Genomic DNA, 26,770 nt, shown 5'->3' on the forward strand with positions numbered 1-26,770 from the left:
AATCTACGGGGCACGGGTACCGAGCACGCAGTCGACTGCTGTGTAGAGGGCGGCGGTCTCGGCTTCGAGCAGGGAGTCCTCCGCGGGGAGGGCTCGCTCCACGGCCAGTCCGTTGAGGATTGTGCAGAGGAATCGGGTGTGGTGCGGGTTGTCGCCGTCGGGGAGTTCGCCCTCCTCGGTGAGGACGGCGAGCCAGTACTCGACGCGTCGGCGACCTTCACTCACGACGGCTGCGTGCGCGGCATCGACCTGCTCCGAGCTTTCAGACGGCATGAAGGCGTCGAAAACCTTGCGCCACTGCGCCCGTGCCTGCGTCCCGACCCCGATGGGGGCGAGTACCTGCCGCAGGCAGGACACCAACCGGTCCCGCGCCGGGACCGAGCGATCCCGGATGGGGTCATCGGACAGGATGGTCGAGTAGACCCGCTTCATGACCTCGTCGTGGAGTGACTGCTGCGTCGGGAAGTGGTAGCGCAGCGAGCCGACGCTGACCTGGGCTTGTTCGGCCACCTTGCGCACGCTCAGGCTCGTCGTGACATCGCGGGCGACCATCTCCACCGCCGCCTCGACGATCTTGCTGCGCGTGCTGCGCACCGAATCTCTACCCATCGCCATCCTCTCTGATACGGTGTGCCAGAAAGCTAGTGCAGCGTATCATACACCGTCCGCGCCAGCGACGATCGTTCGCTGCGGACACTGAGGAGAGGTCATGTTGCACGACTGGCGGCGTCAGTGGCGCACCCGTCGCGTGAAACCCGGCGATGGCCGCCCGCTGCGGTCCTTCCGCTGGTGGCAGCTGCTCGGCCGGGCACTGTTCTATCTGCGGCTCTCCGGCGGCCCGTACCCGGACACGGTCTATGCCGTCGATGTCCGGCACTGAGCCTTTTTCAACCTGCCGTTCCGGCAGCTCAGGGGCCTGGTTGTGTGGGTGCAGACGCCGAGCTGGCGAGCCGGTGACCTGTGCAGCTGTGGTCAGAGCAGTTGCGCTGCAACCTTCGCGATCTCCTGACGCAGAAGCTCGCTGGTCAGGTTGAAAAAGGCTCACTGGGGCAACCAGAGCGGCGGGGAGGTCAGGGCGCACCTCTACCGCGATGGTCGCCACTACGCGGAGTCGAAGATCCCGGCCTTGTTCCCGGTGGCGGGAGGTGAGAGCGAGGTCGCCATGAGCGGGTTCGGTATCAAACGCTGTCACTACGTGACCAGCCGTGGCGAGTTTCAGTTGGTTCCGGATCCGCGGTCGGCCGAGGGAAAACGGGCACGACTGGACAGAGAGCATCCGACCCTGAGCCGTGTCGTCGGACTCGCTTCGATCGTCCTGCTGATCATCGGGCTGGCGTTGCTGCTGCTGCAGGTCGCCGAGCCGCTCTCGCGCATCCCGCCCGTCACCGAGGCAGTGAGCCTTTTTCAACCTGACCAGCGAGCTTCTGCGTCAGGAGATCGCGAAGGTTGCAGCGCAACTGCTCTGACCACAGCTGCACAGGTCACCGGCTCGCCAGCTCGGCGTCTGCACCCACACAACCAGGCCCCTGAGCTGCCGGAACGGCAGGTTGAAAAGGGCTCAGTGGGGGTATTCCACTCCCCGGTCCAGTTGCCGATCTGGCTCAACATCACCCTCGGCGTGGGCGCCGCTGTGGCCAGTACCGAACGCGCCCTGCGACTTCGCTACAGCTGGCTCGACAGCGCCGGCAACTGACCACCCCCACCGATCTCGCACCGATCGGTGCGCCACCGACCTGCGCTCGATGTCGCAGCACACGCGACACCAGCAGCGCCGAGCGAAAGGCACCGCCATGCACCCACGCCATCCATCGCAGTCCGGGCGCGCACCACACCCCGGCTGGGAAGCCCAAACTCGCCCGCTGCGCCACCCCGAGGGCCCCAGGGACACGGCTCGACCTTTCGGCGCGCACCTGCAGATGAGCTGGTGGAAACCGCTCGTCGCGCTGATCGTGCTCCCGGTGTCGATGATCCTGCTCCAGATCGTCCTGTTCCAGGTCGCGGCGATGATCGAGGGCGACCAGGCCCCGCCGAACACCCTGACCCCGCTACGCATGCTGGCAGTGAACCTGAGCGTGACGATCACCGGCCTGCTGGCAGTCCCGTTCATCGCCTGGCTGGCGAAGGCGCCTTGGCGCACCATCCTGAGCTACCCACGACGCTTCGACCGACGGCGACTGCTCCGATACCTCGGCGTCACCCTCCTACTCATCGCGGGAGGTAACGCCACCGTCGCGGTCCTGGCACCGGAGTCGACCACCTGGACCACGTTCGGCATCACCGGCACCACGATCACCCTGCTCGCGGTCGTGGTACTGACCATCCCGCTGCAGTCGCTGGGCGAGGAGCTCATGTTCCGGGGCGCGATCATGCCGGCGATCGCATCGTGGGTCCGGCCCGTTCTGCCCGCACTGGTCATCGGGGTCGTGGTATCGAGCCCCGTGTTCGCGCTCGTCCATTTCGCCTTTGATCCCTGGCAGCTGGCCTACTACATCTTCATCGGACTCTGCTTCGCCACTATGGCCGTCATCAGCCGCGGCCTGGAGGCTTCGATCGCGCTGCACATCGCCAACAACGGACTCACCTTCATCCTCAACGTGGTCTTCGCCGGTGGCGGGGCCCTGGTCCTCGACCGGGCGACTGTGCCCGGCGGACCACACCTGCTGATCCCCGTGCCGTTCATGCTGGCTGCGGTGGGCACGGTCTGGTGGTACGAACGGCGCCGGTCCGCCGTGCGCAGCGCCACTCGGGGGCACTGACACTCAGGCTGTCCTCTCTGTGGCTGACCTCCCGACAGCTGATATGGAGGTCACTTCTGTCAAGTGGGCAGGGGTGATCGGCCCCTCGATATCTGGTATCGGGGCTGCTCAGGGCGGTTGTGGGCCCGACGGGGCCGGGTGGGTGGAGGCGTGTCGGCTCGACGCGCGGTCAGACTGATATACGCGGGTTGGTCACCGCATGACCGGGTGTTCGTCGGGAGCGTTCCGCGAGTCTAGGGGCGAGCGTCGCCTCGTCCCGAGCTGATCGGGGCTGAGCTGCTCATAGCTGTATCGCGGGTCGCTCCTCGCGCTGCCTGCATCCTCTCCCGACTCCCGCCGGGGTCTGTGGCGGCCGAGCCAGAGGCTCAGCCGGTTCTCGCTGCGGCCGTTTCCTCGAGGGTGGCCAGGCTCCAGCACCAGCCGGCGAGCTCGCGGGCGACCGCGACGACAGCCACGGTCGGTCGCTTGTTGCGGTGGTCCAAGCGGGTCCAGCGCTGGTGCAGGCGCCGGTTCCCGGCGTCGGCGCGGTCGCGGACCACGGCGGGTTGCCCATCGGCGCGTCGGGCCCGTTCCCGGCTCGGGCGCAGCGGGCGGCGGTGGTGCCAGGCCGCTTCGACCAGCAGCCGCCGGGCATGCGAGTTACCGGTCTTGGTGATCCCGCCCTGGACCCGCCGCGACCCGGAGGAGAACTCCGAGGGCACCAGCCCGAGGTAGGAGCCGATGGTGGCGCCGGTGAACCGGTGCCAGTCGGCGACCTCGACGCACAGCCCGGTCGCGGTCAGCGTCGAGACGCCCCGCAGACACGACAGCCGCCCGACCGGCCCGGCCAACACCGGGTCGCTGGCGGCCATCTCGACGATCGCAGCGTCGAGCCGAGCCCGGCGGGCATGGACGGTGAACACCGCATCCAGGGCCTCGTCGAAGGCGAGCTGGACACCGCGCCGGTCGAAGTGGTGACTGCGCAGCCAGACCTCGTGCGCGGCGGTCCAGGCGGTGTTGTCCCAGACCAGGCCCTGGCGCAGCAGCAGCTTGGAGAGACGGTGGCGGGCCCGCATCAGGTCGCTGCGGCAGTCCTCGCGAGCCCGGACCAGGTCCCGGGCGGCTTCTTCGGCCTCGGTCGGGACCCGCACCCCGGGGACCTCACCGATCCGCAGCAACCGCGCCAGCCGCTCCGCGTCGCGCCGGTCGGTCTTGACCTTGTCCCCGGACGGTCGCTCGATCTTCGACGGCGCCACGACCTCGCAGGCCACACCCGCGGCCCGCAGCGCCCGCGCCAGCCCGAATCCGGTCGGGCCGGCCTCGTAGCAGGCCATCACCGGACCGGGCTGCGCACGCACCCACTCCACGATCTGCTCAGTCCGCGCCCCGATCCGCTGCGTCCGGATCTCAGCTGCACTCTCCTCGATCGCGCAACCGATCACTGATCGCGCATGGACGTCCAACCCGACCCACGTACCCTCGCCCGACACCGGCGCCTCCCCGTAAATGCGGCACCGTCACCCAACGACGGCGACCCGCGCCAACTTACGAGCGGAGGCGCCGGCCTCCATACGGTCTAGTGCGGCGTCCCGCAACCTCGGGTAGATGATGCGCGCCGCGGATCGTGGGCTAGGGTGTGTCTCCCAATGCGCGGAGCCAGGTGACGATTGCCTTCAGGACGGCGCCGCCGCGGAAGGTCAGGGCGAGCTTGTCGTAACGGGTGGCCAGCCCGCGCCACTGCTTGACGTGGCAGAACCCGCACTCGACGACGTTGCGGTTTCGGTAGTCGACCGGATCGAATGCGGGCGGTCGGCCGCCGCGTGAGCCCCGTCGTTTGCGGTGTCCCTGCTGGTCAGACCTGATTCGCGCGGATACGGGACCTCAGCAATCCCCATCCTTGCTGGTCAGTGGCACCCTCCAGCCTTCTGACCCGAATCCGCGAGTAGGTTATGAGCTGATCTTGGTCGGCCAAAGTTGATGTTGCTTGGGTCGGGAGTTGGGTGGTGGGCAAGCGGGCGGCCCGAGTGTCGCCTCGGGTGGCGGGTTCCTGTGCTGGTCGGGGCCGGTGCGGCCGGGTCAGGACGGAGCGGGCAGGGCGCGGACGCGGGCGAGGACCTCGGCGAGTAGGTGCTCGCCGGGTGGTAGGCGCAGGGTGAGGCCGCGGGCGTGGCGCACGAGGCGGGCGGGGATGGTGATCAGCCGCCGGCGCAGGGTGGCGATCATGGCCTGGCCGCCGCGGACGCCGTGCCCGACCAGGCGCCCGTCGCGGGTGCGGGCGGTGAGGTGGTGCAGCCACCCGCTGGTGGTGGCGGCCAGGAGTGCGCCCCACATCCAGGCTCGGTTCACCGCGAGGTGTCCGGAGGGGAGGTGGCGCAGCGCGGCGCCGTGCTTGGTGTCGCGGAACAGGTTCTCCACCTTCGTGCGGTGGCGGTACCAGTACTCGGCCTGCGCGGCTGCGGCAGGTGTGGAGACGTCGAGGTTGGTCACGATGAACGAGTAGGCGAACACCCCGTCGACCTTGGCCACCGTAGCGAGGTCGTCGAGCGGGAGCGCCCGCTGGGCGGGGTGCAGGGTGCGTCGGCGCCGCGCTCGCGGGTCACCGGAGACCTGGCCGTGGTCCAGGTCGAGCCGGACCCGACGGATCAGCAGCTGGGTCGCTGCGGGCCACCAGTTCGGGCAATAGTCGGCCACCGCGACCTGCGCGCCGGTCATGTCGATCGCGTCGGTCCACCCGTCGGCCGCGACGCCGTCGAGGATGCGCCACAGCGGCGCGATGCGTCGGGCGCCGATGGCGAACTCCACGCCGACGAACAGGGCTGCGCGGGCGAGCTGCCCGGCGAAGTAGCCCGCGTCCGCACGCACGCGGACTCGCCCCGCCCGCGCCTGCGCGGGGAGCGCGGCCAGCGCCCGGTGGAACAGCTCGGCGCTGGTGGCGCGGGGGTCATCCCGGCCCGAACCGAGGTCAGCGGCCAGCACCACCGCGGTGTCGGCCCAGGTCGCGACGTGCGGGCGGGCGACCCGCTGGCCTTGGTGGTTGAACGCCACGCCCTGCTTGAGCCGGCCGTAAACCTCGACATCGGTGGTGTCCAGATCGATCGTCACGTCCGCCGTCAGCTGCTCGGCCCGGTCCGGGTCGACCTGGGCGAGCAGGTCCAGCGCGGTGGTGTGCACGTCACCGAGCCCGGTCTCCACCGCCGCCCACTGCCCCTCGATGAACTTGCGCGCGAGCCCGGCGGCGGTCGTGGACGCCAACCCCGGCACCGGCGTGAGTGCCTGCCCGGCGGTGTCGGCGCGGTGCCGGTCCAGCCCGACCAGGAAGTCCTCCCCGCACAGCTGCGCCGCCGACATGCCGACCAGCATCTGCCCGGCGCTGCACCCGCGGTCGCGGTCCTTGATGGGCCCGACCGCGGCGTCGAGCTTGTCGATGATCCCGAGCCGGTCGATCAGCTCGGTCACCGCGGCCAGCCCGGAGAACCTGGTCAGCGCCGCGTCCGGCGCGCCGAGACGCACCCGCGCACACCGCGGGCGTCGCTTGCGTACTGTTCGCACCTGATAGGTGTCCTCTCAACCCGCAATGTCGTGTCGTCGCAAACACGATCATCGCAGGTCAGCGGGCACCTATCGCCATCTCCCCAGTCCGGCCACCAGCGCAACTCGCGGATTCGGGTCAGAGGGCTCCGGAATGACAGCGATGATCCGGCGCTCGCGCAGGTGCCGGCGGATCGCGCGTGAGGAGTAGGCCTTGTCCGCGCGCACGCGTTCAGGCCGGGTCCGGGGTCGTCCCGGGCCCGGTCGGGCGATGCTCAGGCGCGCCATCAGGTGCGGAAACATTGGCGAGTCGCCGCCCTGGCCGGGGCCGAGGAGGACCACCAGCGGGCGGCCGTGCCCGTCAACGAGCTGGTGGATCTTCGTCGACAGCCCTCCGCGGGACCGTCCCAGCGCGTGATCTGCTGGTTCGGCGAGCAGATTCGTGTAGTTCGATCCGGCCCCCTGTGTCGCGCTTGAGGGTCGCGGCGTGCTGGTGGGCACGGATGATCGTGGAGTCCACGCTGACCGCCCACCCGAGCACCTCGGCGGCGTCGGCCTCGACCAGAAGAGCAGCCAGGATGTGGTCCCAGGTGCCGTCGCCGCTGTAGCGGCGGTGCCGCTTCCACAACGTCTGCCACGGCCCGAACTCGGCTGGGACGTCGCGCCAGGGAAGCCCGCACCGATACCGGTAGATGATCCCCTCGAGCACCCGGCGGTCATCGCGGAACGGGCGCCCGCGACGACCCTCGGAGGAGGGCAACAGCGGCGCCAGACGGGCCCACTGGGCATCAGTCAGGACAGCGGTACGCGGCACCGATCAAGCATCGCGCACCCCGGTCCGCCTATCTGGGAGACACGCCCTAGCCCTCCCGGAGCTGTGGAAGACCGAGTGACTCAAGCACGGGAGGGAACGGCCCGGCGAGCTGTCCGATACTCAACTCGCCGGGCCTGAGGCGACACGATGCCCGGACACCGGCCGACCTTCATACTCGGCTAACCAGTCCACGCCGACCTACTCCCCGCCCGGCAGCCTCATCCAGACCACGCCGTCCCAGCCGTTCGACTCCCCGTCTACGACGACGTCGCACAGCTGCCCCTGACCGGTCTCGGGCCGGTTATGCGGCTGGCTTCGTCCCCCCTCGGGACGGCGGGAAAGTGAGGGGCCTCCGCCGCCCCCACCCGAGCGCGCCACGAGACGCGGACAGCCCTATCTGGCGCCGGGCACGCGGTCCGTTCGGCGGCATTCTTCACTGGTCCACTCCGGCGACTCGATCGAGAGACTCCGGCCCGCCTGCACTACCCGGCACAGCGAGGCAGTCGGTGGCCCACGACATGATACATATGGCAACACAATGAGCCTTTTTCAACCTGCCGTTCCGGCAGCTCAGGGGCCTGGTTGTGTGGGTGCAGACGCCGAGCTGGCGAGCCGGTGACCTGTGCAGCTGTGGTCAGAGCAGTTGCGCTGCAACCTTCGCGATCTCCTGACGCAGAAGCTCGCTGGTCAGGTTGAAAAAGGCTCAATGACGTTAAATGCCGATATCCATTGGTTCGTTCGATGTAAAACTCGGATCCCCGAGCCTGTCGGAGTGGACGACACGCTAGCGCGAAGCCCTTCCGTCGTCTAACGTGCTTGACATGGCAACCATGTTAGGTGGTAAGGTTCCTCTGAGAGCGTGTTTGAGAAGGGTCGGCGTGTCTGCGCTGGATGCGTCCGGGTGTGGTCCATCGTGGAGGAGTGGCTCGGCGTAGGCGGCGGTACCCCTCGGACACCAGCGATGAGCAGTGGGCGTTGATCGAGCCGCTGCTGCCAGCGGCGGGGGCGGGAGGCCGGCCGGAGAAGCACGCGCGCCGTGATGTGGTGGATGCGATCCTCTACGTCGTGCGCGCCGGGTGCGCGTGGCGGGCTCTACCAGTGGATTTCCCGCCGTGGCAGACGGTGTACTGGTACTTCAACCGGTGGGAGCAGCAGAGGGTCACCGAGCAGATCCTCCCGATCGTGCGCCGTCAGCTACGCGCTGATGAGGGCCGCGACCCCGAACCCAGCGCGGGGATCATCGACTCGCAGTCGGTGAGGGGCGCTGACACGGTCGGGCGGGACACCCGCGGCTACGACGCCGGGAAGAAGGTCAACGGTCGGAAGCGGTTCATCGTGACCGACACCCTCGGCCTGCTGCTGACCACGATGGTGTGCTCGGCGTCGGTGCAGGACCGCGATGGCGCCAAGTCGATCCTGCTCGACCTCTACCTGCGCACGAGGGTGCGGTTCGTCTACGCCGACGCCGGGTTCGCCGGGCGCCTGCTGGACTGGGCGACCACGATCCTGCACACCAGCGTCGAGATCGTGCGCAAACCGCCTGAGCAGCGCGGATTCGCCGTCCTCCCGCGGCGGTGGGTGGTCGAGCGGACCCTGGCCTGGGTCACCGCACACCGCCGCCTGGCCCGCGACTACGAACGCCACCCCGCAGTGTCCGAGGCCATGATCCGCTGGGCGGCGATCAACACCATCACCCGCCGCATCGCCCGTGGCGAACCCGCCCGACGCCAGCAGAAGTACGTAGTCACACCCTCAACATGATCTTCTCAAACACTCTCTGAGACCTATGGCAGCAGTCCTCATCGCGACTCTCGGAATGTCGGTACTCGCAGCGGCGCCATCTGCTTTCGCGGGAGAAGCGGTGTCCCCGGTCGCACCGGGAACGGCTCCCGCCCAGACAGCGCCGGGTGAGTACCTCGTGGAAACGGAGTCCGTCGACAAGACACGCGAGGCAGCAGCCGCCGTCGGCGTGCAGCCGAGAGTCGTCTTCGACTCGGCCGTGTACGGGTTCGTCGCCACGTTGAGCCTGGATCAGGTCACTCGGCTACAGGGTGTTCCCGGTGTCGTCGGGGTCGAACCGGATAAGGTGATCGACACAGAGGGTCCGGGGGCTGCCGCGCCCCCGATCACTCCTTTCGTCCCGCCGGTCGTGCCGTGGGACCGCCTCGGTGAGCCGGCCGTCCAGAGTTGGGGACTCGACCGGATCGACCAACCCGACCTCCCTCTCGACGGCAAGTACGAACACACCGCCGACGGGGAAGGGGTGGACGTGTTTATCCTCGACTCCGGTATAGACCTTGAACACGAGCAGTTCGAGGGCCGGGCGACGCTCGAGACCAACACCATCGACGATTCACGGGACGACTGCAGCGGCCACGGCACCAAGGTCGCCGGCGTCGTCGGGGCGAAGGACTACGGCGTGGCACCCAAGGCGAACATCCGGGCCGTGAAGGTTTCCCGCTGCTTAGAGCGTGTTTGAGAAGATCGGGTTGTAGGCGTGAACCTGCGTCGTTGCTGCCGCGTGGCGGGTCCGCCGCGGGCGAGGCGGCGGGTCATGGTGTTGATCGCGGCCCAGCGGATCATGGCTTCGGAGGTGGCCGGGTGGCGTTCGTAGTCGCGGGCCAGCCGGCGGTGGGCGGTCAGCCACGCCAGGCTGCGTTCGACCGCCCACCGGCGCGGGATGACCACGAAACCTCGCTGGCCTGCGGGTTTACGCACGATCTCGATCGTTGTGCGCAGGAAGGTCTGTGCCCAGTCGACCAGGCGTCCGGCGAAGCCGGCGTCGGCGAAGATGAACCGCACCGCGGTGGCCAGGTAGGCGCCGAGCAGCGCGGTCTTCGCGCCGTCACGGTCCTGGCGCCCGGCCGAGCAGACCATCACCGTCAGCAGCAACCCGAGTGTGTCGGTGACGATGAACCGCTTCCGGCCGTTGACCTTCTTCCCGGCATCGTAGCCGCGCGACTGGGTGCCGACGGTGTCGGACCCTTTGACGCTCTGGGAGTCGATGATCCCCGCGCTCGGCTCGGGATCACGCCCTTCGGCCACCCGACCTGCCCGCGCACGATGGGCAGGATCTTCTCGGTGACCCGCTGCCGCTCCCACCGGTTGAAGTACCAGTACACCCTCTGCCAGGGCGGGAAGTCCGCCGGTAGCGCCCGCCACGCGCATCCGGCCCGGACCACGTAGAGGATCGCATCCACCACGTCACGACGCGGATGCTTCTCCGGGCGCCCTCCGGTCTCCGGCGCGGGCAACAAAAGCTCGACCACCGCCCACTGCTCGTCACTGGTGTCCGACGGGTACCGCCTACGACGTCGAGTCATCACCACCCACAGTGGATCACCACGGGCCTGTGGTCACGCAGACACGCCAACCCTTCTCAAACACGCTCTCAGTAGAATCTGCGACGACCTGGAGCGCCACGCCTTCCTACTCACCGTCGCACCGTCACCACACGACACCGCCAGCACGCCGACGGCCCTGGCGATCTTCTGACACCCCACCACAACGCTGTGATCTCGTTGGCGATCAACATTCTCGTTCCCATGAGTTGGGCCCACAGACGGAAACGGTCGAGAAGTCCACGCGGCGGCCCGGCAACGCCGCTCGTCGGTGCGCGAACGGCCGATAGCTGATGATCACTTATCGGCGAGATCGAGTATCCGCAGGTCGGAGCTGTGAACAAGGTTGGGGTTATGGGTCATGTCGCCCCGGCGACATGACCCATAACCCCAACCTCGGGGGCTCGGCGGCGAGTTGGGCCCCCGAGGGCCTCAGCGCTCACCCATCACGGCCGTGACGTCCGGCATCACGCCGACGACGACGCTGCACCGTGACAGCAGCCGTCAACATCAGAACCTGCTTGTCAGCCGTCTCAGAACCTGTCCGAATCCCCCCGGGGGCACAGCGGAGGTTCGGGCCCCGCCGGCGCTGGTGAAGCCGTCGCCGGCTTCACCAGCGCCGGCCCCCATCCACGGACGACACCCGGGGGCCGGGCGTGGGTAAGCCGGTAAGTGGTGCCCCCGAGCACGACAACGATCGTCGCGTCCCGAGCAGGAGGCGATCCGGGTGGCGTCGCGGATCGCGGTCTCGCTCCGGCACGGACGTCGTCCGGGGGCGGACCGGTTGTCGGGTGGCAGCGGTTGCCCGCTACGACTCGCCCAGCAGCGGGGCCACCGCCGTGCGGGCATGCTCCAAGTTCTCGGCCGGGGTCGCGCGGGCGTCGGCGTCCGGGCTCCAGGGGTGGTCGAGCATCCCGCTGATGGCGCGAGCGGTCTCGACACTGTCGAAGCGGTGGACAAGGTGCAGCGCGAGGTCGATGCCCGAGGTGACACCGGCCGCGGTCACGACCGGGCCTGCGTCGATCCACCGGCGGCCCTCCTGGACGTCGACGGTCGGGAACTGCGCGCGGAGCTCGTCGGCGGCGACCCAGTGGGTGGTTGCCTGCCGCCCGTCCAGCAGCCCCGCGGCGGCCAAGACGAGGGCTCCGTTGCAGACGGACGCCAGCACGGCCCCCTGCTCGGACAGCGCGCGCAGCCGCGCGTGGTGGGCCTCGTCGGTCATGAGGGGGGTCACGCCCCCGCCGCCGGGGTGAATCAGGATGTCCGGCGGCGGGTCGTCGTCGATCGTGCCGTCGGGGGTCACGGTCAGCCCGAGACTGCATCGCAGCGGTCCCGCCGCGATGCCGGCGGAGCGGACCTCGACCGGACGTGTGCCCAGCGTCGCCCAGAACTTCAGCGCTTCCCAGGGGCCGAACGCGTCGAGCTCCTCGGCGCCGTCGAATAGGAGCACGGTCACCCGTAGGGGGTCGGTCATGGGAGGGGTCCTTTCTGGGGGCCGGTTGCGGTTCCCCCGAGATCGTGGAGGGTTCTTATGCCGCGTCTCGGGTGAGGGCGGCGTTCTCGTAGTTGATCGGTGAGAGCCCGGCGGCGGCACTGAGCCTTTTTCAACCTGCCGTTCCGGCAGCTCAGGGGCCTGGTTGTGTGGGTGCAGACGCCGAGCTGGCGAGCCGGTGACCTGTGCAGCTGTGGTCAGAGCAGTTGCGCTGCAACCTTCGCGATCTCCTGACGCAGAAGCTCGCTGGTCAGGTTGAAAAAGGCTCACTGAGGTGTTCTCAGTAGTGGTGGTCGTTCCGCTGCGACACGCCGAGGGAGTGGAGATGTCTAGGACATGGGGCAGGGCCCCGGTAGAGCAGTTGGTCGACCAAGATCAACGAACTCTCCGAGGCCCCGCATGTCCGATCCTGTCACCTACACCGCTGTCCTCCCGATCGGGGAGCACACCGTGGCCTACCTGGCTCGGCTTCTGGCCGCTCAACGCTGTCGCCGCGGTACCCGCCCCCGGCGGCGGGCGTTGACCCCGTTCGCCCAGGCAGTGCTGGTGATCCGCTGGTTCTGCGACGCCACCCGGGTCCGGCACCTGGCCCGCGACAACGCGATCAGTACCGCGACCACCTATCGCTACCTGCACGAAGGCATCGACGTCCTCGCCAGCGCCGCACCCGGGCTGCACGGTGCCCTGCTCGCCGCCCGCCTCGCCGGACACACCCACGTTCACCTGGACGGCACCCTGATCGCCACCGACCGCTGCCGCGCGCTCGGCCCCACCGCGGGGGTCGACCTGTGGTGGTCGGGTAAACACCACCGCCACGGCGGGAACGTCCAGGTCGTGTCCGCCCCGGATGGATGGCCGCTATGGACATCCCCGGGAAGACCCGGGCGCGAACACGACGTGACCTGTGCCCGAGCCCACCCCGGTCTGCTCGAAGACCTCGATCACTGGATCGATGATGACCACGCCGCGCTGGGCGATCTCGGCTACGAAGGTGAGGCCCACCGACTCACCGTGCCGATCAAACCCATCCCCGCCGGCGGCCGAACAGTCGATCAGCGCACCGTCAACAGCCTGCACTCAGCCACCCGAGCACTCGCCGAACGAGCAAACGCCCTGCTCAAGACCACCTTCGCAACGCTACAGCGAGTCACCCTCTGTCCCTGGCGCACCGGCGCGATCACCGCAGCCGCGCTCGTGTTACTCCACACCGAATACGACCGCACAACATGATCACCACGCTACTGAGAACACCTCACTGTGTCGCCGCCGGTGGTTGTAGAAGCCGTAACACCAGTCGATGACCGCCGCCCGCGCCCTACTGATGGTGTCGAAGTCGTTGCGGGACAGCACTTCCCACTCCAGGCTGGAGAAGAACGCCTCCGCCGCGGCATTGTCGAAACACGACCCGACCCGGCCCATCGACTGACGGATGTCGAGCCGCCGACACAGAGCGGTGAACGCGCCCGCGGTGTAGGTCGACCCGCGGTCGGTGTGGAAGATCACCCCGGCGATTCGGTCCGCCCCGCCGCGGGCCGCCACCGCCATCCGGATCGCCGCACACGCCAGCTCGGCGTTCGGGTGCAGCCCCGTGGCCGCGCCGAGCAGCCGCCGCGAGTACAGGTCGATCACCGTGGCCAGATACAACTTCCCGGCCGCGGTGGGGATCTCGGTCATGTCCCCGACCCATCTGCGGTTCGGCTCGGCCGCAGTGAAACCCCGACGAAGCAGGTCCGGGAACTTCGGCGCCGTGCGGTCCTGGCGGGTCAGCCCGTTGTGCCGCTTGATCCGGCGGGCGACCAGGCCCTGGCGGCGCATCGAGTCCGCCACGGTCTTCTCCGACACCCGCCATCCGGCCTCACACAGGTCGGCGTGCAGACGGGGTGAGCCGTGTAGCCGCTGGGCGTCGTCGAACGCCACGGCCACGGCGGCGTCCAACGCGCAGCGGCGCTTCTCGGTCGCGGTGGCACCACCGTCGGAACGCGCGGCGCGGTCGAGCCACTTGTACAACCAGGAGATCGACACCCCCAACAGGGCGCAGGCCAGCGTGTGCGGCACCCGGTGGAAGGTCCTCTGGTCGGCGATGAAACGGGCCACGCTCACTTCGTCGCCTCCTTGACCCACAGGACCACGGATCGCTTGAGGACATCACGCTCCATCCGCAGCTCGGCGTTCTCCGCGCGCAGCCGCTTGAGCTCCTCGACGCCGCCGCGAGACAGGCCCTCGGTGTCCTCGCGGGCCTCTCGTGCACGGGCCACCCAGTTGCCCAGCGTGCCCTCGTTGACCCCCAGGTCACGGGCGACCTGGGCGATCGGCTTGCCCGTCTCCTCCACGACCCGGACCGCTCCGTCACGGAACTCCCGGTCGTAGCGCTTCCGTACCTCTGGCATCGCTACCCCTTATAGCTGATGCCTCCCCGATCATGGGGGAACCGCAAAGTGTCGGCACGACGGGCAGCACGAGGTGGGAGGCCGCCCCCGTCCGGTGGATCACGTGCTGGCGGGCTACGCGGTGGTCGGTCTCGTCCGCGATCGGGCCGCCGGTGTTGGGGTTGGGGTGGATGACGGGGGCGTAGCTGCTGGAGACGTGGAGGCGGATGCGGTGTCCGGGCAGGAATGTGTGGGCGAGGTCGCGCAGGTCGATGCGGTAGCGCTGCACCGCCCCGGGCTCCAGCAGCTCCTCGTGCTCGAAGCCGTTGCGGTAGCGCGCCCGGACGACGCCGCCGAGTGACCAGGGGCCGAACTGCAGTGCCCGGCCGTCCGGGTGCACGTCGAGCAGGCGGGCGGTGAAGTCGGTGTCACGGCCGTCGGTGGCGGCGTACAGCTCGACCAGCGCGTTCCCCAGTACGGTCACCGGCGCGTGCAGCACAGCGGAGGTGTAGACGAGGACGTCCGGGCGTTCCTCCAGGTACCGCTGGTCGGTCCCGCGCTGCTCGGAGAGCTGCCCTTCGAGTCCCTGCGGCACCACGGGATCGTCGGGGTCGTAGTGGTAGATGTCGTCGGGCTCGTCCGTCGGCGGCCGTTCGTCCAGCAGTCCCCCGCTGTGCAAGTAGAGCAGGCGCTCGTCGGTGTCGGGGCGGGGGAAGTCCGGCTCGTCCCGCCAGATGTTGCAGCCCGTGTAGTAGACGCGGGCAGTCGGCTCATTCGGGAGCGTCCGGGCGAGGTGTCGCTCGAAGAACCACAGCTGCGCGTCGGCGAAGTCGATCAGGACGTCGTCGGTGAACGTGAACTCGCCCAACGACATCACCGAGCCGAACGCGTACGCGGCGTGAGTCCAGGGCCCCCACAGCAGAGACTGCCGGTCGCGGGCGGGCGAGTGCCGGCGCATGCCGCGCCAGTAGACCATCGCACCGGGCTGGTCCTCGTCGAAGGACCCGAGGATGTGCAACGCCGGAAGGTCGATCCGGGCGAAGTCTTCGTCGGTGAACCGGATGTGGCGCCAGTGGTCGTCGAGAGTCGGGTGGGCCACGAACGCGTCGAACGCCGGAGTCGGGCCACCAAGGTGCGCGGCCAACGACGACAACGGCCGCAGGTCCAGCAGACGGCGGCGTTCGACCTCCGGAGGGTCGGTCGCAAGCCGCCCGGACATCACGCGTTCCCACATGACGGACCACTCCAGCAGCAGAGCGCCGCCTTGTGCGGGCAGCTCGTCCGGGATACGTCCCGCGGCCGACGCGCACGCGAGGCAGACGAGGTGTGGCGGCCGTTCACGCGCGGTCAGCCAGGCCGACGTCGCCATGTAGGACCCGCCGAACATGCCGACCCGACCGTCGCACCAGGGCTCGACCGCCAGCGCCTCAACCGTGTCGTATCCGTCCTGACCTTCGTCGGTGAAGAACGTGTAGATGCCCTCGGAGGCACCCCGTCCCCGCGCGTCCTGGATCGCGACGGCGTAGCCGTGGGCGACGAAGTGCCGGGTGTGGGCGAGCACACCGGCGTGGTTCCGGCCGTAGGGGGTGCGGGTCAGCAACAACGGGTGCGGTCCGTGGCCCTCGGGCAGCAGGACGTCGCTGACCAGGACCGCACCGTCACGCATCGCGGTCCGGACGGTGATCACGTTCGGCTCCGGGATACTCACGGCCGGTCTCCTCCCACTCGGTGCGACCAGTGTGTCGGGACGGCAGCACCGTTGTGTCGTCGAGACGAACGAAAACCGTCAGCGACATCGGTGCCCACGCACCAACTCACCCGACGTGATCGTGCAGCACCCGCAGCTGCAACATCGCGGCTAGGGCGTGTCTCCCAGATAGGCGGAGCGGGGTGCGCGATGCTTGATCGGTGCCGCGTACCGCTGTCCTGACTGATGTCCAGTGGGCCCGTCTGGCGCCGCTGTTGCCCTCTTCCGAGGGTCGTCGCGGGTGCCCGTTCCGCGATGACCGCCGGGTGCTCGAGGGGATCATCTACCGGTATCGGTGCGGGCTTCCCTGGCGCGACGTCCCAGCCGAGTTCGGGCCGTGGCAGACGTTGTGGAAGCGGCACCGCCGCTACAGCGGCGACGGCACCTGGGACCACATCCTGGCTGCTCTTCTGGTCGAGGCCGACGCCGCCGAGGTGCTCGGGTGGGCGGTCAGCGTGGACTCCACGATCATCCGTGCCCACCAGCACGCCGCGACCCTCAAGCGCGACACAGGGGGCCGGATCGAACTACACGAATCTGCTCGCCGAACCAGCAGATCACGCGCTGGGACGGTCCCGCGGAGGGCTGTCGACGAAGATCCACCAGCTCGTTGACGGGCACGGCCGCCCGCTGGTGGTCCTCCTCGGCCCCGGCCAGGGCGGCGACTCGCCAATGTTTCCGCACCTGATGGCGCGCCTGAGCATCGCCCGACCGGGCCCGGGACGACCCCGGACCCGGCCTGAACGCGTGCGCGCGGACAAGGCCTACTCCTCACGCGCGATCCGCCGGCACCTGCGCGAGCGCCGGATCATCGCTGTCATTCCGGAGCCCTCTGACCAGCAGGGACACCGCAAACGACGCGGCTCACGCGGCGGCCGACCGCCCGCATTCGATCCGGTCGACTACCGAAACCGCAACGTCGTCGAGTGCGGGTTCTGCCACGTCAAGCAGTGGCGCGGGCTGGCCACCCGTTACGACAAGCTCGCCCTGACCTTCCGCGGCGGCGCCGTCCTGAAGGCGATCGTCACCTGGCTCCGCGCATTGGGAGACACACCCTAGGCGGCGCAGGCACTCGTCGATCCGACGCCGAGACGGTGAGACGCGGGTGGCCATCTTCAGCAGCGACGGCCGTGAGAAGAAGCCATCGACAAGTATGGCTGACGTCCCGTCGCTGATCAGGACGTTGGACACACCGGCGAATGCAGTGCGTACTTTCTTTCCGGGCATGCTAGCGAGCGTAGAGGCCATCGATGTGGCTAGCCCGGGGCTTTCATCGCGGTTCGCCGAGCGGGGCGTGTCAGAAGGCTGGAGGGTGCCACTGACCAGCAAGGATGGGGATTGCTGAGGTCCCGTATCCGCGCGAATCAGGAGCACCCTCCAGGTGAAGAAGGCTATCGGGTTCTACTCGTGCCCGGACATCGACACGGCCGCGACAGCGGTGGTGTCGCATGCCGGGACGAGGCTGCTGACCGAGACCATCGGCAAGGTCGGGCTCGACCACGCTCTGTCGCAGGCGTTGGAACCGTGGCGGCCGCGGTTGGCGGTGCACGACCCGGCGAAGGTCCTGCTCGATCTCGCGTTGACGCTGGCCGCCGGCGGGGACTGCCTGTCCGACATCGCGCTGTTGCGTGCGGAGCCCGCTCTGTTCGGTCCGGTGGCCTCAGACCCGACGGTCTCCCGCACGGTAGATCGCCTCGCCGCCGACTCGACCGCGGTGTTGGCGGCGATCGATGCCGCCCGCGCCACGGCTCGGGCGAAGGTGTGGGCGCTGGCCGGTTCCGCCGCTCCCGACCACCAGACGGACGCGGCGAACCCGCTGGTCATCGACGTGGATGCCACCCTGATCACCGCCCACTCGGACAAGCAGGGCGCCGCACCGACGTTCAAGAAGGGCTTCGGGCACCATCCGTTGTGGGCGTTCTGCGACCACGGCGCGGCCGGGACCGGTGAGCCTCTCGCGGCGCTGCTACGCCCCGGGAACGCCGGGTCGAACACCGCCACCGACCACGTCACCGTCATCCGGGCGGCGCTGCGCCAGCTCCCCGACCACCGCCCGGGCAACCGTCCCGGCCGCAAAGTTCTGATCCGGGTCGACGGCGCAGGTGCCTCGCATGAGCTCCTCGACTGGCTGGCCGGGCAGCGTCTGTCCTATTCAGTCGGCTTCGGGCTGTCCCAGGCTCTGGTCGACCAGCTCGCCGCGCTCCCGGCCACGGACTGGCAGACCGCGCTCGATGCCGACCGCGAGCCCCGTCCCGGAGCCTGGGTCATCGAGGCGACCGGCCTGATGAACTTGACCTCCTGGCCGAAAGGGATGCGGGTGATCGTCCGCCGCGAGCGCCCGCACCCCGGCGCGCAGCTACGGATCACCGACCCGGACGGGTTGCGCTACACCGCATTCGCCACCAACACACACCCCGGTGGAGCGGGCCGCCAACTCGCCGACCTCGAGCTACGACACCGCCGCCGGGCCCGCGCCGAGGACCGCATCCGGGCGGCGAAGGACACCGGGCTGACCAACCTGCCCTTGCACGAGCTCGACCAGAACCGGATCTGGCAGGCCGTTGTCGCGCTCGCCTGCGAGGTCACCGCCTGGGCGCAGATGCTCGCCTACACCGACCACCCGGCGCGGCGCTGGGAACCGAAACGACTCCGGCTGCGGCTGTTCTCCCAGCCCGCACAGCGAGCCCGGCACGCCCGCCGAACCGTCCTGCACCTGCCCGCCCACGCACCCTGGGCCAGGCTGCTCTGCGAAGGCCTCGCCCGGCTGCGCGCACTCGCCGTCCCCGGCTGAGCCCGACCCCGCCGTCACGACGACCCAGGACCCCGACCGGACCAGTGGAAACCGGCGCCCACCCGAGCGACCTCGGCTGAACTGTCACACCCGCCAGGCAGAATCAGCGCCACCACACCGACGAGCACCGGTGTCGATCAAGCCGGGACTGCCCGACGAAAGATCCGGGCTAGCGCGATGGGGGAGAGTAGTCCTCCGGATACTAGCAATTTGTAAACGAACCGGTGAGAGATGTCTTCGGAGGTTCCGTTTGGCGCGCACCGTGCTGTTACAGGTGACCACGTTCCGTGGTGGGCCGCGTGGCCGACGTCCGCCGAACCCGAGTGCATGACGGCTGCGCGACGGTCTTCGACGTGCGGCCGCCACAGGAGTACGCCGCGGGACACATCCCCGGCGCGGTGTCCATCCCGGCCGACGAGCTGGAACGTCGCCTTGCCGAGGCGACCACGGTCGTCGTGGCCTACTGCCGTAGGCCACACTGAGCCTTTTTCAACCTGACCAGCGAGCTTCTGCGTCAGGAGATCGCGAAGGTTGCAGCGCAACTGCTCTGACCACAGCTGCACAGGTCACCGGCTCGCCAGCTCGGCGTCTGCACCCACACAACCAGGCCCCTGAGCTGCCGGAACGGCAGGTTGAAAAAGGCTCACTGCGTGCTCAGGCCGCGCACCAGTTCACCGTCTCGATCCCCATCTTCGGCCGGGACGCGCACCTCATGCTCACGTCCGGTCAGGCGATGTTCGTCGTCGTGTCGCGCTGCGGTGTGCCACCGGCTCTGAACTGGGTTTCCCACGTGCCTGATGATGCCGTACCCGAGCCCGGCACAATGCTGGTGACGACCTTGCACGAGCACACGACAAACACGACGAACGTGTCGTCGGGGCGGAGGCCTGTGGCTAGTCCGGGATCCGGACGGCGAAGGCCACGACGTCGTCGTCGGGGGCGGTGGTGACGAGCTGGGCGATGACGGTGTCGACGATCTGTTGCGGCGTTTGGTCGCTGAGTGGGGCGAGGGTGTCGATGAGTCGTTGTGTGCCGGCGTCGAGGTCGCTGTCGCGTCGTTCGACGAGCCCGTCGGTGTAGAAGAACACCGTCGATCCGCCCTGCAGCGTGAGGTGGTGGTCGGTGCGCTGTCCCCGTCTGCTGAGTTTGAACCCGAACAGGAGGTCGTGGGCGTCGAGCAGCCGAGGGGACCGGCCGGGGTGCAGCAGTATCGGTGGTGGGTGCCCGGCGTTGGTCCAGGTCATCGACCAGTCAGAGGATGGCGAGCGTCGTAGGTGGGCGACGACGGCGGTCCCGGCGGCGCCGAGGTCGAACTGTTCGTTGGCGGTCTCGAAGGCTTCGACAATCCGCGAGGGTGGCCCGCCGGGATGATCGACTGCTGCTTGGCGCAGCATCGAGCGCACCTGTCCCATGAGGGTGACCGCGGTCAGGGAGTGTCCGATGATGTCGCCGATCGACAGCATCATCGTGTGGTCGTGGGGACGGTCGGGGTCGGTGAGCGCGGCGGCGTCGTACCAGTCCCCGCCGACGTTCTCCCGGGAGTCGGCCGGCAGGTAGCGGGCGGCCATGGCCAGCTCACCGGTGCGGGGTAGCTCGGTGAGCATGGCGTTCTGCATCTCGTGCGCCACGGTGGTGCGGTGGGTCAACCGCCGGGCCCGCCCCATCGCCTGCCCGGCGTACCCGGCGATCGTGGCGATGTACAGCAGATCGGTCGGTTCCACCGCGTGGGGACGTGACCAGCCCAGCAGGATCGCGCCGATGATCCGCCCGGGTGCCGGCAACGCAGCGACGACGACGCTGCCCAGCTCTCGTGCGCGCACGTCGTCCCCGCCTGGCCCCGGGTGGGATCGGTCGAACGCGGCCTGGTCCGGGTAGTGCAGGATCCCGCGGAGGCGTGTCACGCGAGCCGTGTAAGCCGCGGGTGGACCAAGATCGACCGCAGTGATCAACACGGCGGTCGGGAGGGACACCCACGTGAGCGAGAACCAACCCGATCCCGACGGTGAGACCGCGGCTGCCCGCCGGCTTGCCGAGGCGCTCGACCCGTCGGCGATCGACGCGCTGTTGGCCGATGCGAAGGCCGCCGGTACCCCGATCGACGGCGTCGACGGACTGCTCAACCAGATGACCAAGGCCGTGCTCGAACGGTCGCTGCAGACCGAGATGACCCACCACCTCGGCTATGACCGCGACGACCCCGCCGGACACGGTACCGGCAATTCGCGTAATGGCAGCGCTACCAAGAAGGTGTCGACCACGAACGGGCCGGTGACGATCAGCGTGCCGCGGGACCGGAATGGCGAGTTCGAGCCGCAGATCGTGCCGAAACGCGCCCGTCGGGTCGGCCAGATCGACGAGCTGGTGCTCTCCTGTTACGCCCGCGGAATGTCGACCCGCGACATCGAAGCGCACCTGCTCGAAGTGTACGGGGTGGAGGCGTCACGGGAACTGATCTCGAACATCACCGATGTGGTGACCGACGAGATCGAGATCTGGCGGAATCGGCCGGTCGACGAGGTCTACCCGATCGTCTATATCGACGGTATCCGAATCAAGATCCGGGACAAGGCCGCGGTCACGATCAAGAGCGCGCACCTGGTCATCGGCGTGGACGTCGAGGGCCGCAAGCACGCGCTGGGCTGCTGGATCGCCGAGACCGAGGGCGCGAAGTTCTGGCACGCGGTGCTCACCCAGCTGCGCAACCGCGGGCTGCGCGACATCCTGATCGCCTGCTGCGATGGCCTGAGTGGTCTTCCTGAAGCCATCACCAGCGTCTTCCCCGACGCCGTCGTCCAGACATGCGTGGTGCACGTGATCCGCAACGCGATGCGGTTCGTGTCCTACCAGGACCGGAAGAAGATCGTGAAGTCCATGAAGACGATCTACACCGCGCCCACCGTCGAGGCCGCCGAGCTCGCCCTGAAGGATCTTGACACCGAGTGGGGACGACAGTACCCGGGAGTGCTCGACGTCTGGCGTCGTGCGTGGAACGAGTTCATTCCGTTCCTCGACTACCCGCCCGAACTACGGCGGATCGTCTACACCACCAACACCATCGAATCCATCAACTTCCAACTCCGGAAAATCACAAAGACTCGCGGGCACTTCCCGTCGGACGAGGCGGCGATGAAGCTACTCTACCTCGGCCTGCGGAACATTCCGAGCAAGAGAGGAGGTGAGTCCGGAACCGGAACACATGGCTGGAAAACAGCCCTGAACACCCTGGTCGTCCTCTTCCCTGGACGACTTCCTCTGTGATAGCTTAACCACATCAGTCACCCGTGGCTTACACGGGAACCGTGACAGGCTCTCCCGCGGCGCTCGAGGACCAGCGCGATCGGCGAGCCCGGCACCGACACCCCACCGGCGCCGGTGTCGAGACCGTCCCCGGCCTCCCCCCCCGGCCTCCCCGGCCTCCCCGGCCTCCCCGGCCTCCCCGGCCTCCCCGGCCTCCCCGGCCTCCCCGGCCTCCCCGGCCTCCCCGGCCTCCCCGGCCTCCCCGGCCTCCCCGGCCTCCCCGGCCTCCCCGGCCTCCCCGGCCTCCCCGGCCTCCCCGGCCTCCCCGGCCTCCCCGGCCTCCCCGGCCTCGCCGGTCTCCGCGGGGTCGGTGGTGAGCCGGCCACGACCGTCGAGGGTCGCGATCTCGACGTGTATCGGGCCCAGCTCGGCGGTGAGCAGCTCGGTGATCTGGCTGCGCACATCAGCCACGGTCTCCGTGGCGGTGAACGCCTGCGACGCGGCGAGCAGCATCTGGCTGCGCTCGAACGCGCGCCGCTGGCCTTCCTCGATCTGCTCACGGCGAACGTGTTCACCCGCGGTGTCGTGCTCGCGCAGCTGTGACGCGTCCTCGTCGAGGTCAGACCCCCCCAGTCACGCGCACCGTCCTCCCCGACCGGGACATCTTCCCGACCGTGTGCCCGATTCTCTCGTCCCGGGGTGGGGAGTGGACACCCCACCGGAGGGGTATACCGCGCCGCATGGCGGCGATCCACGGCGGCGGTGTTGATGCCGGTCACGCACCGGCCGGAGGAGGCCTGGTGACATCAGCGACCGACCCGGAGCCGTCGCTGCGCCTCGACCCGTGCGGGCCGGGTGAACTCGCCCAGGTACGGGCCTGGCTACGGCGCCACATTACCGATCCCGATCGGGCGCTGGACGCCGAGCTGGTCGCGACCGAACTGATCACCAACGCCGCCGAACACGGCGGCGGCTCGGCCATCGTGCGGATCACCGTCACCGAGCCCGACCGCATCCGTATCGAGGTCGCCGACACCAATCTCGCGGCGATGCTCACCGTCGGACGGTCCCGACTCGGACACCCCCGTGGGAACGGTCTGGCCATCGTCGACGCCGTCAGCTCCTGGGGTGTCGAACGCACCACCACCGGCAAGACCATCTGGGCCGACCTCAGCTGACGTCAGCCAACCTCGCCCCCGTCCGCACGCACGAGAAACCGCGGATCACGGCGCATAGGTCCATCTCATGCGGGCAGGCGATGGACAGTGTCGACCCGATGCCTGGGCATCGCGTCACCCCAGGCCCGGCGGGTTGAACACTGAATAGTTCGCCGGGCCGTCCGGCGCGGGTCGGTGGAGTCGCTGCCGCGGGTGTCGGGAAGTGGTGCGCCGTGCACCGGTAATGCAGGGGAGTCGGCGGGCGGCGTCGTCGGCAGCGAGCCGAGCCGCGACGGGCACGACTGCGACCGATGTCGCGTGATACGGGCTCCACGGGCGACCGTCTGCCGCTGCCCGCGGGTCGATCACGACAGACACTGGCTTGGACACCCGTCGTGTGACGTGGCTGGCTGCCGCATCACGACGTGGCACAGCATCGTCACGAAAGGACACTGGATGAGCAGCATGCTGCACGGTTGTCTCGCCGACACCGACTACTTCGAGCTCACCGCGCAGTCCGGGCGCAGCTACGGCATCTGGGTGACCACCCCGCCCGGCTACGCGGAGTCCACGGAGCCCTTGCCGCTGATCTACGTGCTGGACGGCAACGGGGCCGTGGGATTCACCGCTCCCTTGGTGACGGTCCAGACCGACCCCTACCTGACGTTGGCTCCCTACATCCAGGTCAGCATCGGCTACGCGGGCGAGGCCGCCGAGCACTGGGTGCAGCTGCGCAACCGCGACTTCGTACCCCCGGGGGAGCCCGTCTCCGATGACATGGTGCCCGCCCTCGAGGCGGCCCGGGACTCGGGCGCGATGTCCCAGCAGGAGATGGACGCCTTCCTCGCCGAGCTCACCGACACCCGGGCTGATCTGTTCCTCGACTTCCTGACCGACGATCTCCACCCGCACCTGCAGTCCCGGTTCCGCGTCGCCGACTCCGGGCACGGGCTCTTCGGCTACTCCTACGGCGGTCTCTTCGCCCTCTACGCGTGGCTGCGCGACGCGGCCCCGTTCTCCGCCGTCGGCGCGGGCAGCCCGGGGGTCCTCACCCCCGACAGCCGGATCTTCGCCATGATCGACGCCCTCCCGGCACGTCCCGCGGATCCGCTCGCCCCGCGGCTGCACATCACTGTGAACGAGCTCGAGGCACTCGGGGACATCGCGTTCCCCCGCAGGCTGGCGCAGAACGTGCTCGACGTCGTCGACCGGCTACTGCGCACGGACCGGGCGCCGGACGTCACCCGGGCGCTGTTGCGGGAGACCCACTCGACCGGGCTGCAGGCCTCGTTCCTGGACTACCTCAAGGTCTGCCACTCGCGCCCGGCGTAGACGCCCGCGGGCCCGCCCGCGTGGTCCACAGCCCGAGCTTGCTGCGGACTCGATCACTGAGCAGCGCGTGCGGCCTCGCGTAGCCACACCATCGTGTCGTTCGGCGGCCGGGCGATGACGTCCTTGCCGATGAGCTGCTCGGCGTTGATGGACTGCTCGCGGGTCAGGTCGACCTCCGTGTTACCGCCACCTGCCGTTGCCCGGGGACCAGGACACGACGTCGGCGCCGGCGGCCGCCACCAGGTACTCGCGTTCGTCGCCGAGGTAGGCGAGCAACTGCGCCGAGGCGAACATCCCCACCCACACCTGGCCGTGGTGAACTCCGTCCGGCTGCCGGTTGAGCGCGAAGTCCCGGGCGATCGCCGGTTTCGTTGTCCAGGACATCCCGAACCGTCGCTCGGCCGTAGCGCCCCGGAACAGCCGGCGGGCTCCGAGTGGACGCCGAGCTCGCCGGGCACTGGGGTCCCCGGAGGCCCACACGAAGTATCCCGCGTGATCCACCATGCTCCGCCACGCCGCGGCACTGTCCAGAGGGTCAACTCGTGAGCGGCACCGCCAGAGCGGCGGGAACTCGGCCATCATCTGGTCGGGGGTGACCTCCCCGGCCCGGAAACGCGTGTACAGCTCGACGGCGGCCCGGTCCCACTCGTTGAGGCCGATCACGGTGTGACGCCGGGAAAGGACGTGACGCCGGGAAAGACTGTGGACGTCGTGTACAGCACCGGGTCCCTCCACCCTTCGCCCAGCACCACGAGCAGCGCCTGGCCGACAAGCCCCTCGACGATCCTGCCCGTAGCCGGGAGTGCCGACGCGACCGAGACTACGCGCGCACCGGCCCGCAGCTTGCCCAGCCGGGGGGCCTGTGCAAGGAACGGTGGTTCCGGCCCGACACGCCGGGCTCGGGTCCGGTGGGATGGGCACTGTGAGTGATGACATCGGACCTTGTGGGTTCAGCCAAGGATGAGACGGGTTCAGGGCGTCAGCTCTCGCCCGAGCAGGCCGCCGCGGCGGCGATGGTGGCCGACGCGCGAGCACGCGGCCTGGAGCTGACCGGCCCGGATGGGCTGTTGAAGCTGTTCACCAAGAACGTTCTGGAGACTGCGCTCGGGGAGGAGATGACCGAGCACCTCGGGCATGCAAAGAACCGGGCCGACCCGGACCGGGAATCGACGAACAACCGGAACGGTCACCGGTCGAAGACGGTGATCTCCGATGCTGTCGGGGAGGTCGAGATCGAGGTGCCGAGAGACCGCGACTCGACGTTCGAACCCCAGATCGTTCGGAAACGGCAACGGCGGTTGGGGGATGTCGATGAGATCGTGTTGTCGCTGTACGCGAAGGGTTTGACGACCGGGGAGATCTCGGCGCATTTCTCGGAGATCTACGGGGCGTCGGTGTCGAAGGAGACCGTCTCACGGATCACCGACTCGGTGATCGCCGAGATGCAGGAATGGGTGTCGCGGCCACTCGATGCGGTGTACGTCGCGGTCTTCGTGGACGCGATCATGGTGAAGGTCCGCGACGGGCAGGTCGCCAACCGGCCCGTCTACGCGGCGATCGGGGTCACCGTCGACGGCCGCAAGGACGTGCTGGGCCTGTGGGCCGGCTCCGGTGGTGAGGGCGCGAAGTTCTGGCTGGGGGTGCTGACCGACCTGCGTAACCGCGGCATGCGGGACGTGTTCTTCCTGGTCTGCGACGGGTTGAAAGGCCTGCCCGAGGTGGTGGAGAACGTGTGGCCACAGACCATCGTGCAGACATGCATCGTGCACTTGATCAGGATCTCGTTCCGGTTGACGTCGCGGCGTGACACCGATGCGATCAAGCGAGGGATTCGGGCGATCTACACGGCCCCCACCGCCGACGCCGCTCTCGCTGCTCTCGATGACCTCGACGAGAAATGGGGTCGCACTTATCCGGCGATGATCCGGTTGTGGCGCAACGCCTGGACCGAGTTCGTTCCGTTCCTCGACTACGATGCCGAGATCCGTGCCGTGTTGTGTTCGACGAACGCGATCTGGGTGTTTAGATCAAGGAGTCGGTCAGGGCGTTGCTTCCCCGGCCGATGCTCGAGGCGGCCAGCCCTGACTCTGAACGCTATTGACGCCGTGAGGCTGTCTTCGATTCGAAGTGTCGGGCTGGCCGCGTGAGCGCAGGCCCGCGGTGCCTGGCTTGAAGAGAGCCTGCCTGACTCAACCCAGATCTGCCGACACCGCGGGCCTGCGCTGTCCAC

The 26,770-nt window shown here is 68.9% G+C and carries 25 protein-coding genes and 3 pseudogenes; 14 read left to right on the plus strand and 14 right to left on the minus strand.

The genetic code is table 11. The features are described 5' to 3' along the window. Positions 1-3 precede the first annotated feature (3 nt). The gene (locus AFB00_RS20000) at positions 4-594 is read right to left on the minus strand and encodes a TetR/AcrR family transcriptional regulator (protein ID WP_231973997.1); all 591 of its coding nucleotides are present in this window, start codon (positions 592-594) and stop codon (positions 4-6) included. Between the two features lie 115 nt (positions 595-709). On the opposite strand from AFB00_RS20000, the gene AFB00_RS33460 reads away from it, so the two are divergent. The 3 genes from AFB00_RS33460 (at position 710) to AFB00_RS20010 (ending at position 2,756) form a co-directional block, all read left to right on the plus strand. Further along, positions 710-880, plus strand: coding sequence for a hypothetical protein (locus AFB00_RS33460; protein ID WP_156819652.1), 171 nt, complete (start codon positions 710-712; stop codon positions 878-880). A gap of 150 nt (positions 881-1,030) precedes the next feature. After that, entirely contained in the window at positions 1,031-1,693 is a 663-nt protein-coding gene (locus AFB00_RS20005; protein WP_068798485.1) for a hypothetical protein, read from the plus strand. 223 nt (positions 1,694-1,916) lie between these two features. Next, the gene (locus AFB00_RS20010) at positions 1,917-2,756 is read left to right on the plus strand and encodes a CPBP family intramembrane glutamic endopeptidase (RefSeq protein WP_068798486.1); all 840 of its coding nucleotides are present in this window, start codon (positions 1,917-1,919) and stop codon (positions 2,754-2,756) included. A gap of 365 nt (positions 2,757-3,121) precedes the next feature. Here the strand turns inward: AFB00_RS20010 and AFB00_RS20015 are convergent, their stop codons facing one another. The 5 genes from AFB00_RS20015 to AFB00_RS34180 form a co-directional block, all read right to left on the minus strand. Further along, positions 3,122-4,225, minus strand: a complete 1,104-nt coding sequence (locus AFB00_RS20015) for an IS110 family transposase (protein WP_197520039.1) — start codon at positions 4,223-4,225, stop codon at positions 3,122-3,124. Between the two features lie 139 nt (positions 4,226-4,364). Next, positions 4,365-4,598, minus strand: coding sequence for a transposase (locus AFB00_RS32170; RefSeq protein WP_083276091.1), 234 nt, complete (start codon positions 4,596-4,598; stop codon positions 4,365-4,367). A 213-nt stretch (positions 4,599-4,811) separates the two neighbouring features. After that, entirely contained in the window at positions 4,812-6,245 is a 1,434-nt protein-coding gene (locus tag AFB00_RS20020) for an IS1380 family transposase (protein ID WP_068796312.1), read from the minus strand. Between the two features lie 108 nt (positions 6,246-6,353). After that, on the minus strand, positions 6,354-6,701 hold the full coding sequence (locus AFB00_RS35020; RefSeq protein ID WP_231974465.1) for a transposase: 348 nt from the start codon (positions 6,699-6,701) through the stop codon (positions 6,354-6,356). Then, positions 6,625-7,077 carry an IS5 family transposase gene (locus tag AFB00_RS34180; RefSeq protein WP_060710991.1) on the minus strand — a complete coding sequence of 151 codons (453 nt, stop codon included), beginning with the start codon at positions 7,075-7,077 and terminating at the stop codon, positions 6,625-6,627. Before AFB00_RS34180 ends, AFB00_RS35020 begins: the two co-directional genes overlap by 77 nt. A gap of 891 nt (positions 7,078-7,968) precedes the next feature. On the opposite strand from AFB00_RS34180, the gene AFB00_RS20030 reads away from it, so the two are divergent. Together AFB00_RS20030 and AFB00_RS20035 are read left to right on the plus strand one after the other, a co-directional pair. Beyond that, positions 7,969-8,838, plus strand: coding sequence for an IS5 family transposase (locus tag AFB00_RS20030; protein ID WP_068795877.1), 870 nt, complete (start codon positions 7,969-7,971; stop codon positions 8,836-8,838). A gap of 100 nt (positions 8,839-8,938) precedes the next feature. Continuing rightward, the gene (locus AFB00_RS20035; RefSeq protein WP_197519600.1) at positions 8,939-9,556 is read left to right on the plus strand and encodes a S8 family serine peptidase; all 618 of its coding nucleotides are present in this window, start codon (positions 8,939-8,941) and stop codon (positions 9,554-9,556) included. Here AFB00_RS20035 and AFB00_RS36365 read toward each other — a convergent pair. From AFB00_RS36365 to AFB00_RS20045, 3 genes and pseudogenes are all read right to left on the minus strand, one after another. Then, complete coding sequence (locus AFB00_RS36365) at positions 9,490-10,122, minus strand: transposase (RefSeq protein WP_442965818.1); 633 nt, start codon at positions 10,120-10,122, stop codon at positions 9,490-9,492. The two genes, AFB00_RS20035 and AFB00_RS36365, sit on opposite strands and share 67 nt — an antisense overlap. A gap of 86 nt (positions 10,123-10,208) precedes the next feature. Further along, positions 10,209-10,400: pseudogene (locus AFB00_RS36370) on the minus strand (transposase); the annotation flags it as partial. 826 nt (positions 10,401-11,226) lie between these two features. Then, complete coding sequence (locus AFB00_RS20045; RefSeq protein ID WP_068798488.1) at positions 11,227-11,892, minus strand: DJ-1/PfpI family protein; 666 nt, start codon at positions 11,890-11,892, stop codon at positions 11,227-11,229. A gap of 417 nt (positions 11,893-12,309) precedes the next feature. Here AFB00_RS20045 and AFB00_RS20050 point away from each other — a divergent pair, with 417 nt between their 5' ends. Continuing rightward, entirely contained in the window at positions 12,310-13,140 is an 831-nt protein-coding gene (locus AFB00_RS20050; RefSeq protein ID WP_068796054.1) for an HARBI1 family protein, read from the plus strand. Here AFB00_RS20050 and AFB00_RS20055 read toward each other — a convergent pair whose 3' ends face one another. Genes AFB00_RS20055 through AFB00_RS20065 form a run of 3 tightly spaced genes read right to left on the minus strand, consistent with a single transcriptional unit; the run spans position 13,141 to position 15,984 of the window. Beyond that, a complete protein-coding gene (locus tag AFB00_RS20055; RefSeq protein ID WP_068798489.1) occupies positions 13,141-14,010 on the minus strand; it encodes an IS3 family transposase in 870 nt (289 codons plus the stop codon). It lies immediately after the preceding gene. Then, positions 14,007-14,297 (minus strand): transposase, encoded by a 291-nt coding sequence (locus tag AFB00_RS20060; protein WP_060710840.1) that lies wholly within the window; start codon positions 14,295-14,297, stop codon positions 14,007-14,009. Before AFB00_RS20060 ends, AFB00_RS20055 begins: the two co-directional genes overlap by 4 nt. Then, positions 14,257-15,984 (minus strand): CocE/NonD family hydrolase, encoded by a 1,728-nt coding sequence (locus AFB00_RS20065; RefSeq protein WP_156819654.1) that lies wholly within the window; start codon positions 15,982-15,984, stop codon positions 14,257-14,259. The genes AFB00_RS20060 and AFB00_RS20065 overlap by 41 nt, the downstream gene beginning before the upstream one ends. 200 nt (positions 15,985-16,184) lie before the next feature. On the opposite strand from AFB00_RS20065, the pseudogene AFB00_RS32180 reads away from it, so the two are divergent. From AFB00_RS32180 to AFB00_RS35025, 3 genes and pseudogenes are all read left to right on the plus strand, one after another. Continuing rightward, positions 16,185-17,082 (plus strand): annotated as a pseudogene (locus AFB00_RS32180) (IS5 family transposase). Positions 17,083-17,404: 322 nt separating this feature from the next. After that, positions 17,405-18,814 carry an IS1380 family transposase gene (locus AFB00_RS20080; protein ID WP_068798138.1) on the plus strand — a complete coding sequence of 470 codons (1,410 nt, stop codon included), beginning with the start codon at positions 17,405-17,407 and terminating at the stop codon, positions 18,812-18,814. Positions 18,815-19,167: 353 nt separating this feature from the next. Then, a complete protein-coding gene (locus AFB00_RS35025; RefSeq protein ID WP_335726539.1) occupies positions 19,168-19,296 on the plus strand; it encodes a rhodanese-like domain-containing protein in 129 nt (42 codons plus the stop codon). A gap of 411 nt (positions 19,297-19,707) precedes the next feature. Here the strand turns inward: AFB00_RS35025 and AFB00_RS20090 are convergent, their stop codons facing one another. Next, the gene (locus AFB00_RS20090) at positions 19,708-20,715 is read right to left on the minus strand and encodes a PP2C family protein-serine/threonine phosphatase (protein ID WP_068798492.1); all 1,008 of its coding nucleotides are present in this window, start codon (positions 20,713-20,715) and stop codon (positions 19,708-19,710) included. 73 nt (positions 20,716-20,788) lie between these two features. On the opposite strand from AFB00_RS20090, the gene AFB00_RS20095 reads away from it, so the two are divergent. The 4 genes from AFB00_RS20095 (at position 20,789) to AFB00_RS20110 (ending at position 24,540) form a co-directional block, all read left to right on the plus strand. Next, on the plus strand, positions 20,789-22,072 hold the full coding sequence (locus AFB00_RS20095) for an IS256 family transposase (protein ID WP_068796251.1): 1,284 nt from the start codon (positions 20,789-20,791) through the stop codon (positions 22,070-22,072). A 114-nt stretch (positions 22,073-22,186) separates the two neighbouring features. Continuing rightward, entirely contained in the window at positions 22,187-22,654 is a 468-nt protein-coding gene (locus AFB00_RS20100; protein ID WP_068798493.1) for a hypothetical protein, read from the plus strand. A 197-nt stretch (positions 22,655-22,851) separates the two neighbouring features. Further along, positions 22,852-23,229, plus strand: a complete 378-nt coding sequence (locus AFB00_RS20105; RefSeq protein WP_083275692.1) for an ATP-binding protein — start codon at positions 22,852-22,854, stop codon at positions 23,227-23,229. A gap of 435 nt (positions 23,230-23,664) precedes the next feature. Next, the gene (locus tag AFB00_RS20110) at positions 23,665-24,540 is read left to right on the plus strand and encodes an alpha/beta hydrolase (protein WP_068798494.1); all 876 of its coding nucleotides are present in this window, start codon (positions 23,665-23,667) and stop codon (positions 24,538-24,540) included. Between the two features lie 180 nt (positions 24,541-24,720). Here the strand turns inward: AFB00_RS20110 and AFB00_RS33470 are convergent, their stop codons facing one another. Beyond that, entirely contained in the window at positions 24,721-24,924 is a 204-nt protein-coding gene (locus tag AFB00_RS33470; protein ID WP_156819656.1) for a hypothetical protein, read from the minus strand. Positions 24,925-25,469: 545 nt separating this feature from the next. On the opposite strand from AFB00_RS33470, the pseudogene AFB00_RS20120 reads away from it, so the two are divergent. Further along, a pseudogene (locus AFB00_RS20120) lies at positions 25,470-26,579 on the plus strand (IS256 family transposase); the annotation flags it as partial. Between the last annotated feature and the right edge of the window lie 191 nt (positions 26,580-26,770).

The sequence above is a fragment of the Pseudonocardia sp. HH130630-07 genome (genome assembly GCF_001698125.1).
Classification (GTDB): Bacteria; Actinomycetota; Actinomycetes; order Mycobacteriales; family Pseudonocardiaceae; genus Pseudonocardia.